This is a genomic window from Spirosoma daeguense, from assembly GCF_054776875.1.
The window spans coordinates 848,441-864,502 of the sequence record NZ_BAAHBF010000003.1 but is presented as its reverse complement, the minus strand read 5'-3'; the positions used below and the strand labels follow the sequence as shown (position 1 = coordinate 864,502).

Here is a 16,062-nt window from a genome sequence, read left to right as displayed (position 1 = left end):
CGGCTGCACTCTTTGTGTAAACATAACAACGTTCGGCCCTGAATTGCTAATTTTGCCAAAATTAGTCGCTAGTCGATAGGTTAACGACTCACGACTACTGACCAACGACCTACAGATGCCTCTCGAAAACCCACAACGATACACCGTTACAGCGGCTCTCATCTATGCCAATGGCCCAATTCACATTGGGCATATTGCTGGCTGTTACCTGCCCGCCGACATTTACGTGCGTTACCTGCGCTCAACCGGAAAAGACGTTGCCTTTATAAGCGGTACCGATGAACACGGCGTTCCGATTACGATTAAGGCGAAAAAAGAAGGGATTACGCCCCAGGAAGTTGTCGATAAATACTACGTCCAGATCAAACAGGCGTTTCAGGATTTCGGCATCTCGTTCGATATTTATTCGCGGACGTCGAATCAGATTCACCACGAAACCTCGCAGGAGTTTTTCACCAAACTCTACAACAACAACGATTTCGTGGAAGAAGTCACGGAGCAGTATTACGACGAAGTAGCCGGACAATTTCTGGCCGACCGCTATATTGTTGGTACGTGTCCGGTTTGCGGAAATACCAATGCGTATGGCGATCAGTGCGAACGCTGTGGTACGGCGCTCAGCCCAACGGAATTGGTTGAGCCTCATTCTACTTTGTCAGGCTCAAAACCAGTGATGCGTTCGACCAAAAACTGGTTCCTGCCGTTGGATCGGATGCAGCCCGATATTGAACAATACGTGAACAGCCATACCGAATGGAAAACCAATGTATTTGGACAATGTCAGGGTTGGCTGAAAGAAGGGCTACGTCCCCGCGCCATGACCCGCGACCTCGACTGGGGCATTAAAGTACCGTTGCCCAATGCCGAAGGCAAAGTACTTTACGTCTGGTTCGATGCGCCAATTGGGTATATCTCGATGACCAAAGAATGGGCCGAACAGCAGGGGCGCGACTGGGAATTGTACTGGCGCGACAAAGACACTAAGCTGGTGCATTTTATCGGTAAGGATAACATTGTTTTCCACTGCATTATCTTTCCGGCGATGCTCATGGCCGAAGGAAGCTATATTCTGGCCGACAACGTACCAGCCAACGAGTTTATGAACCTCGAGGGAGATAAAATCAGTACGTCGCGCAACTGGGCTGTGTGGCTACATGAGTATCTGGACGAGTTGCCGGGCAAACAGGATGTATTACGCTACGTATTGGCCGCCAATGCACCCGAAACCAAAGACAGTGAGTTTACGTGGAAAGATTTTCAGGCACGTAACAACTCCGAACTGGTGGGCATTCTGGGCAATTTCGTGAACCGTGCTGTTGTGCTTACGCATAAAATGGCCGAAGGGAACGTACCATCGCTCGGCGAACTCACTACGTATGATCAACAGGTTCTGGACGAACTGGCGCAGTTCCCCGACCGTATCGGGCAAGCAATTGCTACGTATCGGTTCCGCGAAGCATTGAATCAATTGATGGATCTGGCGCGATTAGGCAATAAATATCTGGCCGAAACCGAACCGTGGAAAGCGATCAAAACCGATCCACAACGCGCTCATACGATTCTGAATATTGCTCTACAAATCACAGCGAATCTCAGCATTGTTTGTGAACCGTTCCTGCCATTTACTACGGAAAAGCTTCGGGCGCAACTCAACATAACCGAGCATTTCAACTGGACAAACGCTGGTCGGGCCGATTTGCTGGTAGAGGGACACGCGTTGGGTCAGGCTCCGGCGGGGCCAGCGGATTTACTTTTCGCCAAAATTGAAGACGACGAGATTCAGAAACAGGTCCAGAAACTGCTGAATGCTAAACACATGAACGAATTAGAAACTAAAGCCGTACCAGAAATCCGGTCGGAAATTACATACGATGATTTCGCCAAGATGGATATCCGCGTTGGCACCATTACCGAAGCTGAACGTGTACCGAAAAGCGATAAACTACTGAAACTGAAAGTAGATGACGGTTTGGGCGGTCGGCAGATTCTGAGCGGAATTGCCAAGCATTTCAGCCCGGAAGAAGTCATTGGCAAGCAGGTTACGTTTTTAGCAAATTTAGCTCCTCGTAAGATGATGGGGCTGGAGTCGCAGGGAATGATTCTGATGGCCGAAGATCGCGATGGTAAACTCTCGCTTATCACCCCCGGCGAATCGGTCTGGAATGGCGGAACGGTGTCGTAACTACTACGTATCAATACAATGAAAAGGCTGCTTCTGAATTTTAGAAGCAGCCTTTTTTTGTGGCTGAAAAGCCAGGCACAGCTATAAAGCCGAACTCGAAAAGCTTACCGATGTCTTTCTCACTCAGCTAATAACAGACTCCTTCGTTAGATAATCCATCTTTTCCCGAAATAACTCTATGGTTTATCGTATATGGATTTGTGTTTTTTGCATAATCATCGAAAGCAATACGACCTCACCCTAACGTTACTTTTACGGAACGATGCAAAAAATCGGTTTACGTATCCTGCCCTTTACCATAGCCCTCTGGCTACTTTGTCCTTTTTTAACTTTCGCGCAAACGAAGATTTCGCTGGCTGGGCAATGGCAACTCCGTCTTGATCCCGACGATCTCGGCTTACGGCAACATTGGTGGCAACAAACGTTTACAGACCATGTACAACTGCCCGGTTCATTAACCGAAAATGGCAAAGGCAACGATATCACCCTGCAAACTCCCTGGACGGGCGACGTAATTGACAGTACGTATTTTGTCTCAGACAAATACCAGAAATACCGGGAGGGTAATCTAAAAATTCCGTTCTGGCTGAAACCCGTAAAATACTACGTCGGCCCGGCCTGGTATAAACGTACCGTCGATATTCCAACCAACTGGGCAAAAAAACGGGTAACGCTCAATCTGGAACGCTGCCATTGGGAAACCACGGTTTATGTAAACGGCCAGTTTTGCGGCACCCGAAATAGTCTGGTTGCTCCACACCAGTTCGACCTGACGAAACTGCTACGTTCCGGGCAAAACAGCATTACCGTTCGGGTCGACAATCGAATCAAAATGCACATCGGCCCCAACTCGCACAGCATTGCCGATCATACGCAAACAAACTGGAACGGGCTTGTGGGCGACTTATCACTTTCGGTCGAATCGCTCTCTCATGTTGCTGATGTGCAGGTTTATCCGAACGTAGCGGCTCAGAACATTAACGTAGCATTGTCGTTGCAACAACCTCGTCATCAGTCGTTTCAGGGAAAAGTTTTATTACAGGTACGTAGCACTCAGCCCAACTCTCCTACCCTACCCGAACTACCGATTCCCGTTAGCTTTTCTACCGAAACCACTACGTTGACCGCTACGTATGCCATTACTAACGCGAAACTTTGGGACGAATTCAACCCGAATCTTTACAAGCTAACCGCCCGACTGGTCGATGCACAAGGGCAGACGATGTCGGAGCGGGACGTAGCGTTTGGGATGCGTGAAATGAGTACGAAAGGCACGCGAATTGCCATTAACGGACGTCCTGTTTTTCTGCGCGGTGATGTCGATTGTGCCGCTTTCCCACTAACGGGTTATCCACCAACGACGGAACCGTACTGGGAAAAAATCATGCAGACGGCCAAGCAATACGGCCTGAATCATCTTCGATTTCACTCGTGGTGCCCCCCCGAAGCCGCCTTCAACGTAGCCGACCGGCTTGGTTTATATCTTTACGTAGAGAGTCCGCTCTGGGCCAACCAAAGCAGTGCCGTTGGTACGGGTGGGGTTATCGATACGTTCATTTATCAGGAGTCGGAACGCATCCTGAACGAATACGGAAATCATCCATCTTTTTGCATGATGTCGCCCGGAAACGAACCCGGCGGAGCGTATCAAAACGAGTTTCTGGGGCGGTGGGTCGATCACTTCAAACAGAAAGACAGTCGCCGGTTATACACCAGTGGAGCGGGTTGGCCAATGATTCCTGAAAATCAGTTTCACATTCACTCCGATGCGCGGATTCAGCGCTGGGGCGAAGGGGTAAAAAGTATTATCAATCAGGGAATGCCCAAAACCAGTTACGACTGGCGCGAAACCACCAAAACAGCTTCAGCCCCTTACGTTAGCCACGAAATTGGTCAATGGTGCGTATATCCCAATTTTAAGGAGATGGCCAAATATACAGGCGCGGTGAAACCAACCAATTACGAGATTTTCAAAGAAACGCTCGAAGAAAACGGTATGGGTGATCAGGCCGAAGCGTTTCTATATTCGTCGGGCCGATTACAGACGCTTTGCTACAAAGCCGATATAGAAGCGGCACTACGTACGCCCGGATTCGCTGGTTTTCAACTACTTGGCCTGCACGATTTTCCCGGACAAGGCACGGCTTTAGTAGGCGCACTGGATACATTCTGGGAATCGAAAGGCTATACAACTCCTCAGGAATACCGGACGTTCTGCAACACAACCGTTTTGCTGGCCCGGATGGATAAGTTGATTTATGAAAACAATGAATCCCTGAAAGCCGCACTGGAAATTGCCCATTTCGGTGCCGATGCGCTGAAAAATCAAACCATCGTCTGGCAAATACTCGACGCTACCGGAAAAGTCAAAAAGAGCGGTTCGCTGACCAAAGACAACGTAGCAATCGATAATCTACAAACAATCGGCGACGTTCAGTTTGCTCTCTCGGCCTTTAAAAAACCGGAAATGCTGACGCTAAAAGTTTCCCTAAAAGGCACCGACGTAGTGAATTCATGGAATTTCTGGGTATACCCCGCCGGGCTGAACGCCAATGCGGCAACGGGCAACGTAGTGGTAACGAATGAGCTTACGCCCGACGTAGTGAATCAGCTACAAAACGGCGCGAACGTATTGCTCTTGCCTTACGGGCATGTACGGAAGGGCAAAGGCGCCGAAGTTGAAATTGGGTTCTCGACTGTGTTCTGGAATACGTCCTGGACTGGCGGGCAGGCACCGCACACGCTCGGTCTGGTTTGTAACCCGAAGCATCCGTTGTTTGCCAGTTTCCCCACCGAAGCCAGCAGCAACTACCAGTGGCAGGATATTGTGAGTCATTCGCAGACCATTATTCTCAACGATTTCCCCAAAACGCTACGTCCGCTCATTCAACCCATTGATACGTGGTTCGAAAATCGGCGTTTGTCACTGGCGTTCGAAGGTCGGGTTGGCAAAGGAAAACTGATGGTGTGCAGCGTCGACCTTGACACCGACATTGCGCAGCGTCCGTCGGCTCGCCAGTTAAAACACAGCTTACTCAACTACATGAACAGCAAGCAGTTTCAGCCGAATAACGAGCTAAACCCCGAACAGATTCAGCAGTTATTCCAGAAAGAAACAACGCTGATTTCTGCCGCAAAAAACTAAATTAATTACCACCTATTCAACTGACTGACTGCGTTTTACTACGTTCGCAGGTAAGAGAAAAGACCATCCACAATGAACGCACCAATGACCCCCGATGAAGTACGTGTTTGGGAAGAGCAGGTCGTTATTCCAACCTATGGCGTTGGCGAACCTGAGAAAAATCCGATGTTTCTCGAAAAACGGGTTTATCAGGGAAGTAGTGGCGTTGTGTATCCGCACGCCGTTATCGAAAAAATTGACGACCATAAGCAGGACCAGCCGTATCAGGCTCTTTTTCTGGAGAATAGCTACCTGAAAATCATGATTCTGCCGCAGTTGGGCGGACGGATTCAGATGGCGTACGACAAAGTAAAAGACCGCCATTTTATCTATTACAATCAAGTTATCAAACCTGCTCTGGTTGGTCTGACCGGCCCCTGGATTTCGGGCGGAATTGAGTTTAACTGGCCACAACACCATCGGCCCAGTACGTTCGAACCTATTGATTTTACGACTGAATCGCATCCCGATGGTTCCAAAACGGTTTGGGTGAGCGAGGTAGAACGCATGTTTCAGACGAAGGGAATGGCCGGTTTCCGACTATATCCCGACAAAGCCTATCTCGAAATTCAGGGCGTACTGTATAATCGAACCTCATTACCGCAAACGTTTCTGTGGTGGGCGAATCCGGCGGTGAAAGTCAACGATCATTATCAATCAGTTTTTCCGCCCGATGTATATGCCGTTTTCGACCACGGCAAACGAGACGTATCGTCGTTCCCGATTGCTACCGGTACGTATTACAAAGTCGATTATTCGCCGGGAACCGATATTTCGCGTTACAAAAACATTCCCGTACCTACGTCGTACATGGCTATTACGTCGAAATACGATTTTATGGGTGGGTACGAACATGATAGCCAAGGCGGTTTACTGCACGTAGCCAACCATCATCTATCGCCTGGCAAAAAACAATGGACTTGGGGAAATGGGGAGTTCGGCTACGCATGGGACCGTAATCTGACCGACGAAGACGGCCCGTACATTGAACTGATGACCGGCGTTTTCACCGACAATCAGCCTGACTTTTCGTGGATCATGCCGAATGAAGAACGCACATTTACGCAGTACTTCATGCCCTATAGCGAAATCGGGATGGTTAAGAATGCCACCAAAGAAGCGGCTGTTAATCTGGAGTTTAGTGATAATCAAACACAAATCGGCGTCTACGTAACGGCTCTTTACGAAGGCACAACGGTTAAACTTACGGTAGACGGACAGACCGCTTTCGAACGTATTCTTGATCTTTCGCCAGCGGCTACGTTTCAACACACGCTTCCCCTATCCGTTTCAGAACCGACATCGGTACGTTTATCGGTAACCACCGCCGATGGAATTGAACTGGTCGCTTACCAGCCCGACGTAGCGGCTACGCCAACCATTCCCGAACCAGCGCAGGCCGCCAAAGACCCCGATGCGGTTGAAAATAACGAGCAGCTTTATCTGACGGGACTTCACATTGAACAGTATAGGCACGCAACGTACGTAGCAACCGACTATTACGAAGAAGCACTACGTCGCGACCCGAACGATGTTCGATGCAATAATGCGCTGGGGCTCTGGTACGTAAAACATGGCCAGTTTGCCAAAGCCGAACCTTATTTTCGGAAGGCTATACAAACACTGACAGCCCGCAATCCGAATCCATCCGATGGCGAACCATACTACAACCTCGGCCTTTGCCTGACTAAACTCGACCGCTACGATGAAGCGTATGACGCCTTTTTCAAAGCTACCTGGAATGCCGCCTGGCAGGATGTGAGTTTTCTGGAATTAGCACGTATCGCCACCCGACGTAACGCTTATACTGAAGCACTTACCTTAGTTGAGCGGTCGCTGGTGCGGAACTGGCACGGTCATTCGGCGCGGCATCTTAAAGTGGCGTTACTACGTAAAACCGGACAAACCAAAGCGGCACTACGTCTGATTGAGGATACGTTGGAAATTGACCGTTTTCACTTCGGCTGCCTGTTCGAGAAATCGTTGCTCGAACAAAACAGTAATCCCGAATCAGCTGCGCAAACACGTAGTGAACTCAATCAGTTGATGCGGCACTACGTTCATAATTACCTGGAATACGCGCTGGATTACAGCCAGGCCGGACTTTATGGCGAAGCTATCGAATTGCTTTCCGAAGCCATCCAACCAGCCGATTCCGTTTACCCAATCGTATATTACTTTCTGGCCTATTTCTACGCTCAGAAGGGCCAGCACGAACGTAGCACCGAATTTCTCCAAAAAGCCACCAAATCAAGCCCCGACTTTGTTTTCCCGAACCGGCTTGATGAGCTAAAAGTGCTGCGCTGGGCCGTTGATCAACAAGTTGACGATACATCGATTAATCATGCGAACACCTGGTATTTTCTGGGCAATTTCTGGTACGCCAATCGTCAGTACACCGAAGCAATTGAGGCATGGGAAACATCCGCGCAACTCAACGATACGTTCCCGACCGTATTCCGAAACCTGTCGCTGGCTTATTATAACAAGCTTCAGCAACCAGAAAAGGCTTTAACAGCCCTTGAGAAAGCGTTTTCGCTCGATCCTACCGATGCGCGGGTGTTAATGGAACTCGACCAGCTCTATAAAAAGCTGAATTTCACTCACGCTGACCGGCTGGCTTTATTGGAAAAACACCTTGCGGAAACGGAACAACGCGACGATCTATATCTGGAGCGAATTACGTTGTATAATCAGTTAGGGAATTATGCACGTGCCCAGCAACTGCTGGCAGCTCGGCAGTTCCATCCATGGGAAGGTGGCGAAGGGAAAGTAGTCAATCAGTTTCTGATTTGTCACATCGAACTGGCGAAACTGGCTATTCGTCAGGGTGATTATTCACAGGCGCTTGCTTTACTCACTGCCACCGAAGTTTATCCAGCCAATCTGGGCGAAGGCAAGCTATATGGCGCGCAGGAATCGGATATTTTTTATCTGAAAGGACTCGCGCATGAAGCACTGGAACAGGAACAACTGGCAACTACATGCTTTGAAAAAGCGACTGAAGGCTTAGATACGCCAACGCAGGCTGTTTTTTACAACGATCAGCAACCCGACAAACTGCTATATCAGGGTTTGGCCTGGCGCAAATTGGGTCAGCATGAGCGCGCTGAAACCTTGTTTAATCGGCTGATTCAGTATGGCGAAGCGCACCAGAACGATCTTATAAAGATGGATTATTTCGCGGTGTCGCTCCCTGATTTATTGGTGTTCGATGCCGATCTGAGCGAGCGAAATCGTATTCACTGTTACTACCTGATTGGGCTCGGAAATCTGGGGCTTGGGAATGGACACACGGGGCTTGCGGTTGATTATTTCGACAAGGTACTGTCGCTCGACAACAACCATCAGGGCGCTTTGCTACACAAGAAAATGGTTGATTTTCTGAGTTTTCAGGAACAGATAGTATGATATATTTTCTGATGTGGTGTCGGGTTTGAGAACCCGCCACCACAGGATTAGCAACTTCTAAAGTTTGCGAAGTTTGCGAAAATCACGTGGAGATACGCTCATGACCTGCGTAAACACCCGGCTAAAATAATACGGATCGCCATAGCCAATTTGATAGGCGACTTCTTTAATACGTAGTCGGGTGTTTTCGAGAAGCCGACAAGCTTCCTGAATTTTCAGAAACGTAAAGAAATTGATGGGCGCACTTTGCACTTTTTCGCGGAACACCGCCGAGTAATGTGAGGTCGACATACCCGCCACCTGAGCCAGTTCTTCGAGCGAGAGCGTTTTACTCAAATTTTCTCTCATAAACGTAATGCTCCGACTAATCGGATCGCTCTCTTCTGAGACGTTAGGGGCAGGGTTATAAACCGACGTATTAAACGTAGCGAGAAAGCGAGCCAGACTTGTATTTGCATAGATAAGATTATCCATGTTGAACGACATTTCGATGTGCGCCATGATGTCGTCAAAAAGTTGAAAACGTTCGGGTTGTGGCGATACGGTTACGGGAGACAGATCATCAGAAGGCTTTAAAAAGTCCAAAAAATAGTGCGCTTGATTACCGGTAAAATGCAGCCAGTAGATCGTCCACGGATTTTGGGCATCTGTTCCGTAACGATGTGCTACGTCGGCGGGCAAAATAAAGGCCTGATTAGGTTTTACGTCATATTTCTGACCATTAACGTAGTACCAACCCACACCCTGAACGCAATAAATTAGAATATACTGCTGGCTTCCCTTACGCCGTTCGCGGTCGTGAAAAGCCGCTTTCGGATAATAACCAATATCAGTAATGTACAAAGAAGCACAAAGCGGATGAGCGGCTATCTGATTTTTCAGTTCACCCGGTAATACGTAGCTACGTTGACCAGCAAAGCCTTCTTTCTTTTTTAGCATATCCTATTTTTATCTAGGTTTTCCACAAAAACGCCCGAGTAAAAATAGAGACTTTAATCGTTTCTTAACCACTCAGCCACCTAAAAAATACCATGACAAAATCGGGTCTTAACGCCGGATATATCTTTCGGATCGCTTTTATTTCGGCCCTTGGCGGCTACCTGTTCGGGTTCGACTTCGCCGTTATTTCGGGAGCACTCCCCTTTCTTCGTACCGAGTTTGGGCTCACCGCGTGGTGGGAAGGTTTTTTAACTGGTTCGCTGGCCCTTGGCTGTATGGTGGGTTGCGTGCTGGCGGGTAACCTCGCCGACCGCTATGGCCGACGTCCCGGTTTGTTGCTGGCCGCTCTGATTTTTGCGCTTTCGTCTATTGGCATGGCCTTTTCCAGCAGCCTGACAACATTTATAATTATGCGGTTTGTTGCGGGTATTGGCGTGGGTATGGCCTCTACGCTGAGTCCGTTGTACATCGCTGAAATTTCACCCGCCGAAGTGCGCGGACGTAACGTATCGATCAACCAGCTCACCATCGTGATTGGTATTTTGATTACGAATCTGGTCAATTACGGGCTGGCCGACAGCGGACCTGATGCCTGGCGCTGGATGTTCGGACTTGGTGCAGTACCCTCTTTGCTATTTGTACTTGGCGTATTTTTTCTTCCCGAAAGTCCGCGCTGGCTGATTCAGACCGGACAGGTTGCTAAAGGAGAAGCTATTTTGCAACGTATTGGCGGTGCTACGTTTGTTGAACGTACTGTAGCCGCGGTTCGCCAATCGACGCAGGGCAACGAGAAACCCTCACTTGCTATGCTGTTCGACAAACAAGTGCGTCCTGCTGTTTTTGTGGGCATGGGACTGGCTGTATTACAGCAACTTTGCGGCATTAACGTAGTGTTCAATTACACCTCCACCATTTTCGAGAGTGTGGGCGCCAACCTCAATCGGCAATTGTTCGAAACCGTTGCTATTGGTATTGTTAATCTGGCATTTACGCTGGTGGCGATGTGGCAAGTCGATAAACTTGGGCGTAAGCCTTTGATGTTAATTGGCACACTTGGCTTGTCGGTTCTCTACGTTATCATTGCTCTACTACTCAAAACCGGGGCAGCTTCTGGCCTGTTGTCGGTGTTTGTATTGCTGGCAATCAGCGTTTACGCTACGTCGCTGGCTCCTGTTACGTGGGTCTTGATCTCAGAAATCTTTCCGAACCGGATTCGCGGACTGGCTTCGTCGGTGGCGATTCTGGCACTTTGGGGCGCTTATTTCGTTCTGGTTTTCACATTTCCGATTCTGGCCGAGCAACTTGGCACCTATGGGCCGTTCTGGTTATACGCCATCATTTGCCTGATCGGATTTGGGTTTGTATGGCGAAATGTACGCGAAACCAAAGGCAAAACGCTGGAGGAATTGGAAGGCTCGTTTGTGGGTCATTGATTTCAGCATATCGTCCATCTTTATCGAAATTCTCTCTATTGATTTAATTGGACACATCAGGCAATTTTGCCTGAATAGAATTAAGTCAACAATGATTTGCATTTTATTAGCACTGGCTTGTTGATAAATTCTTTATTTCTCTCGGTTTTAGACAAAACCTACTAAACCCTTTACCTATTTATGCACTATTATTTACAGCGCTTGCAGCTAACCTGTTTGTTAGTTTGCTTCACTCTGGCTGCATTTGCTCAAAACTCACTTTCCGGGAAAGTAGTGGGTGAGCAGAACGATGGCATTCCTGGCGTTACCATTTCGGTTAAAGGCACAACCAGAGGAACATCGACGGATGCATCTGGTGCTTTTCGCATCAACGCTGCCAGCAACGAAACGCTGGTTTTTAGTTACGTAGGTTACGTTACGCAGGAAACCGCAGTAGGTAACAGAACAGAATTCTCCATCAAATTAGCTCCAGATACCCGCAGCCTCGAAGAGATTGTGGTGGTAGGTTATGGTACGGTGAAGAAAAGCGATTTAACGGGTTCGGTTTCGACCATTAAATCAGACGCTATCAAAGAAATGCCCGTTGTTTCGGTCGATCAGGCCATTCAGTCGCGGGCACCAGGTGTGCAGGTTACACAAACGTCGTCGGCACCGGGTGGTGGTATTTCGATCCGGGTTCGGGGCGCAAACTCCATCAACAGCGGTAGTGAGCCGTTGTATGTAATCGACGGATTTCCGGTTTATCCCGATAATGGTGCTATCGGTACGTCGGGCAATCGGCAGGCCAGCAACGCCATGGCAACCATCAACCCTAACGAAATTGAGTCGATTGAAATCCTGAAAGATGCGTCTGCTACGTCGATTTACGGCTCGCGGGGTGCCAACGGGGTTGTTCTGATTACGACCAAACGCGGTAAAGAAGGCCAGAGCCGGGTCGATTACGAGGGTTCTTATTCGGCCCAGACAATTGCCCGCAACATCGACGTACTGAATGGCGGTGATTATGCACGTTACTTGAACTTACTCGAAAAGAGTCAGGGAGGTAGCCCTCGGTTCACCGATGCGCAAATCGCTCAAATTGGTCAGGGAACAAACTGGATGGATGCCGTTACACAAACCGGCGGTTTGTCGAACCATCAGCTTTCGTTTACGGGTGGTACAAAAACAATGCGCTACGCCGTGGTTGGTAACTACCTCGATAACAAAGGGATTATCAAAAATACGTTCTTCAATCGGTACGGTTTCCGCCTGAACCTCGACAACGACTTTCTGAATGGCCGTGCTACGTTGAGCAATAGCTGGTCGTATAACCGTACCGGAAGCAGCAACGTAGCAACTGACCGTGGTGGTCCGGGGGGTATTGTTATCACGGCCCTGGGTCTCGATCCAACCGTTGCTATTTACGACCAGAACGGCGCGTATAACTATCCAAGTTATGACCAGCGGTTCAATATTAACCCACTGGCCGAAGCAATGGAAGGGTACGATCGCGACAACACGAACCGTTTGTTTGGTACGACTGCGCTGACTGTTAACATTATTGACGGGCTGAAATTCCGTACCAGCATCGGTGCCGACGTAGTATCGGCCGAACGTACTACGTATTACAACAACTCTACGTTCACCGGTCGCCAGTATAACCGCCAGTTGGAAAAAGCGAACCGTAGCGTAAGCAGTATCCTGAACGAAAACATCCTGACGTATAACAAACAGATCATACCGGGCCACAATCTCGACGTAACACTGGGGTATACGTATCAGCAGGAAAGCAACCTGTTCACCTCGGCGGCTACGCGTGATTTACCATCCGATGATCCAACGTCGGTAAACATGCAGAATGGTAGCAAGCCACAGATTCCGAACTCGGGTCGGCTGGATTGGGCACTGCAATCGATGCTCGGACGGGTGAACTATAACCTGAACGACCGTTACCTGTTTACGTTCACATTCCGTCGCGATGGTTCGTCGAAATTCGGGCCAAACAACAAGTGGGCTACGTTCCCATCGGGAGCTATCGGCTGGCGCGTTGTGAACGAGAATTTCTTCCAGAATTCTGGACTCAACAAGGTGTTCAACGATTTCAAATTCCGGGCCAGCTATGGTATCACGGGTAACTCGCAGATTCCGGTATATCGCTCGTTGAGCGGTCTGGTGCCGTATAACTACGTGTTCGGCAATACGTTGGTAGCGGGTTACGGGCCAAACCGGATTGCCAATCCTGACCTGAAATGGGAAAGCACCGCTATGCTTAACCTCGGTTTAGACATGGCTTTCCTGAACAACCGCCTGTCTGTAACGTTCGACGTGTTTAGCAACAAAACCACCGATCTACTGCTCGACGTATCGATTCCACAAAGTACCGGTTTCAGCACCATCATGCTCAACTCGGGTTCGCTGGCCAATAAAGGATTCGAGTTTTCTACGAACTATAAAATCGTGAATAACAAGGATTTCAAATGGGACGTAAGCGGTAACCTGTCGATTCTTCGGAACGAAATCACCGATCTGGGCAAAAGCACACCATTCTTTGCGGGCAGCCCCAGCGGTCACCTTGGTATCTTCGGAAGCTGGGTTGAAGCCGGTAACCCAATCGGCACCTGGAAAGGCTATAAGTACACAGGTCTGTTCCAGAGCGACGAAGAAGGCAAAAGTTTTGCTGCTAAAGCAGGTTATCCAAAGTATCAGGATACCAACGGCGACGGTAAATACACGGCTGATGACTACGTAATTCTGGGCAATCCGAACCCAAAATTCACCTGGGGTTTGAACTCGACTATCAAGTTTAAAAACTTCGACTTCGCGGTTTTCTTCCGGGGTGTTCAGGGCAACCAAGTGCGGAACCTGCAACAGTCTGAAATGGGCGATGGTGTGCAGAAAATCAATCAGGTGGGCAATATCCTGACCGATTCGTGGACACCAACCAACACCAGCGCCAGCCGTCCGGTTATCGATGGTCGTAGAGATTTCATCTCGTTCCGTCGGTCGTCGTTCTTCATCGAAGATGGTTCGTTCATCCGTCTGCAAAACGTATCGCTTGGCTATACGGTGCCGGTTCAAACCAAGTTCATCCGCAGTGCACGGATTTATGTCAGCGGCCAGAATTTATTCCTGATTACCAAGTACAAAGGTTTCGATCCTGAAGTGAACAATCAGGGTCAGAACAACCTGAACCGGGGCGACGATTACGATGCGTATCCTCGCGCCCGTATGACTACGGTAGGTTTAAATCTTGGCTTCTAACTCGTAACTCGTCAATTCCAACGACTCATGAAACTAAAAATATCTTCCCGAATGAAATACCTGAGCGCACTGGCTATTATGGCGGTAGGCGTTGGTTGTTCGGACCTCAAGGAAAAACCCGATTTTATTAATCCCAGTACGTTCTACAAGTCGGCCAATGAGCTGAAACTAGGCGTAAACGGTATTTACGACGATCTGAACTCTGGCTACTCAGGCTATTTCTACGATCGCTACGTATTCGAATGCCTGACGGGCGATCAGATTGGCTGGGAAAAAGGGCCGCTTCAGTACAACCTCGGCAACGTGAGTAACGCCGATGAATACATTGAAGCGTACTGGCAAATCAGCTATCGGTCGATTAACCGGGCTAATGCGGTGATTGAAATTGCCGATGGCATGAAAGATCCGGCCAACGATGCGCTGATCAAGCGATTGAAAGCCGAAGCACAGTTTCTGCGCGCGTTTTATTACTACGGTTTAATCAGCTATTTCGACAATCCTCCGCTGACGATCAAATCGACACAGGGTATCAGCGAATTACCCTCGAACTCGGGTGGCAAACGCGCCGTTCTTGATCAGATTTATGCCGATGCAAAAGCAGCTGCTGACGTATTACCTGCTACGTATACGGGTGCCGATGCTGGCCGGGCGACCAAATGGGCCGCTAAAACGATTCTGATGAAAGCGCAGCTTTGGGACGAAAAATGGGCCGAAGCGAAAACTACGGCGGAAGAAATTATCAATACCAGCGGCATTCAGCTCTACGAAAATTTTGCCTACAATTTCGACCTCGCGCACGAAAATCAGGGCGAGCGGATTTTTGAAGCGCAGGTTTCGGCTGGTGCCAACGCCAACGAGTGGTCGGTCCATTCGGCTCACTTCAACCCCGAAGATTACCCAAGCGAACTGGGTGGTGCTGGCTGGAGCTGGTTGAGTGCTACGCAGGAATTCCGGGCATCGTACGACAGCAAAGACAAACGTATCGACGGTACGTTCATCGAGTCGTATCCAACGGGTCGGTTTGGTAAAGTAGATGGTCAGTATCCAATGGTAAAATGGAGCCCGACGGCTGATTTCAACCTGTCTCGTTTTGGTGGTGTCGTAAAAACCGATGCCAATCCTCGCGTTCCAGCACAGATGGTTTTCGGAAAAGCCTGGTCGGCCAAGCTGGTTGAGTTGGGAATCAACTACAACAACACCGAAAAGAACACCATCTATCTCCGTCTGGCCGACGTATTATTGGGTCACTCGGAAGCCTGCAACGAAAGCAATCAGGGCGACAAATTTGTGAGTATCAATAAAGTGCGTGCCCGAGCAGGTCTGGCCGCTTTAAGTGGACTAAGCCAGTCGGCACTGCGTGATGCTATCATCAAAGAACGCGAACAGGAGTTTGTGTTTGAGCAGGTGATGTATCCTGAACTACGTCGGAAAAGTAAGTTTGGTGGCACGCCCGATTATCTGGGAGCGCACATCAATCACTTCATTTCGAAATACACCGTAGGCCGAACTCTAAAAGCCCGCGACTATGTATTGCCACTGCCGCTCAAGGAGATACAGGGCAACACGAACGTGAAGCAGAATCCAGGTTGGTAGTTTATATAGGTGATAGAAATAAAAAAGGGCTTGATTAAGCCCTTTTTTATTTCTGAAAAGTAACTTCCCAAAAGTTTTAA

At 48.9% G+C, this 16,062-nt stretch carries 7 protein-coding genes; 6 read left to right on the top strand and 1 reads right to left on the bottom strand.

The genetic code is table 11. From position 1 onward, the window contains the following. Nucleotides 1-115: 115 nt before the first annotated feature. The 3 genes from metG to ACYVD4_RS12460 all read left to right on the top strand — a co-directional run bounded on the left by metG (nucleotide 116) and on the right by ACYVD4_RS12460 (nucleotide 8,777). Nucleotides 116-2,182, top strand: a complete 2,067-nt coding sequence (gene metG, locus ACYVD4_RS12470) for a methionine--tRNA ligase (protein WP_460945989.1) — start codon at nucleotides 116-118, stop codon at nucleotides 2,180-2,182. 262 nt (nucleotides 2,183-2,444) lie between these two features. Next, nucleotides 2,445-5,327 (top strand): sugar-binding domain-containing protein, encoded by a 2,883-nt coding sequence (locus ACYVD4_RS12465; protein WP_460945987.1) that lies wholly within the window; start codon nucleotides 2,445-2,447, stop codon nucleotides 5,325-5,327. 72 nt (nucleotides 5,328-5,399) lie between these two features. Continuing rightward, a complete protein-coding gene (locus ACYVD4_RS12460) occupies nucleotides 5,400-8,777 on the top strand; it encodes a DUF5107 domain-containing protein (RefSeq protein ID WP_460945985.1) in 3,378 nt (1,125 codons plus the stop codon). Nucleotides 8,778-8,834: 57 nt separating this feature from the next. Here the strand turns inward: ACYVD4_RS12460 and ACYVD4_RS12455 are convergent, their stop codons facing one another. Then, nucleotides 8,835-9,716, bottom strand: coding sequence for an AraC family transcriptional regulator (locus tag ACYVD4_RS12455; RefSeq protein WP_460945983.1), 882 nt, complete (start codon nucleotides 9,714-9,716; stop codon nucleotides 8,835-8,837). A 92-nt stretch (nucleotides 9,717-9,808) separates the two neighbouring features. Here ACYVD4_RS12455 and ACYVD4_RS12450 point away from each other — a divergent pair, with 92 nt between their 5' ends. From ACYVD4_RS12450 to ACYVD4_RS12440, 3 genes are all read left to right on the top strand, one after another. Next, nucleotides 9,809-11,149: a sugar porter family MFS transporter gene (locus tag ACYVD4_RS12450; protein ID WP_460945981.1), complete on the top strand. Its 1,341-nt coding sequence runs from the start codon at nucleotides 9,809-9,811 to the stop codon at nucleotides 11,147-11,149. A 180-nt stretch (nucleotides 11,150-11,329) separates the two neighbouring features. Beyond that, entirely contained in the window at nucleotides 11,330-14,389 is a 3,060-nt protein-coding gene (locus ACYVD4_RS12445; RefSeq protein ID WP_460945979.1) for a SusC/RagA family TonB-linked outer membrane protein, read from the top strand. A 27-nt stretch (nucleotides 14,390-14,416) separates the two neighbouring features. After that, nucleotides 14,417-15,982, top strand: coding sequence for a RagB/SusD family nutrient uptake outer membrane protein (locus tag ACYVD4_RS12440; RefSeq protein WP_460945977.1), 1,566 nt, complete (start codon nucleotides 14,417-14,419; stop codon nucleotides 15,980-15,982). Nucleotides 15,983-16,062 lie beyond the last annotated feature (80 nt).

Coding starts and splice junctions, on each gene's coding strand:
- ACYVD4_RS12460 (WP_460945985.1), top strand. CDS start 5,400: ATGAACGCACCAATGACCCCCGATGAAGTACGTGTTTGGGAAGAGCAG.
- ACYVD4_RS12445 (WP_460945979.1), top strand. CDS start 11,330: ATGCACTATTATTTACAGCGCTTGCAGCTAACCTGTTTGTTAGTTTGC.
- ACYVD4_RS12455 (WP_460945983.1), bottom strand. CDS start 9,716: ATGCTAAAAAAGAAAGAAGGCTTTGCTGGTCAACGTAGCTACGTATTA.
- ACYVD4_RS12465 (WP_460945987.1), top strand. CDS start 2,445: ATGCAAAAAATCGGTTTACGTATCCTGCCCTTTACCATAGCCCTCTGG.
- ACYVD4_RS12440 (WP_460945977.1), top strand. CDS start 14,417: ATGAAACTAAAAATATCTTCCCGAATGAAATACCTGAGCGCACTGGCT.
- ACYVD4_RS12450 (WP_460945981.1), top strand. CDS start 9,809: ATGACAAAATCGGGTCTTAACGCCGGATATATCTTTCGGATCGCTTTT.
- metG (WP_460945989.1), top strand. CDS start 116: ATGCCTCTCGAAAACCCACAACGATACACCGTTACAGCGGCTCTCATC.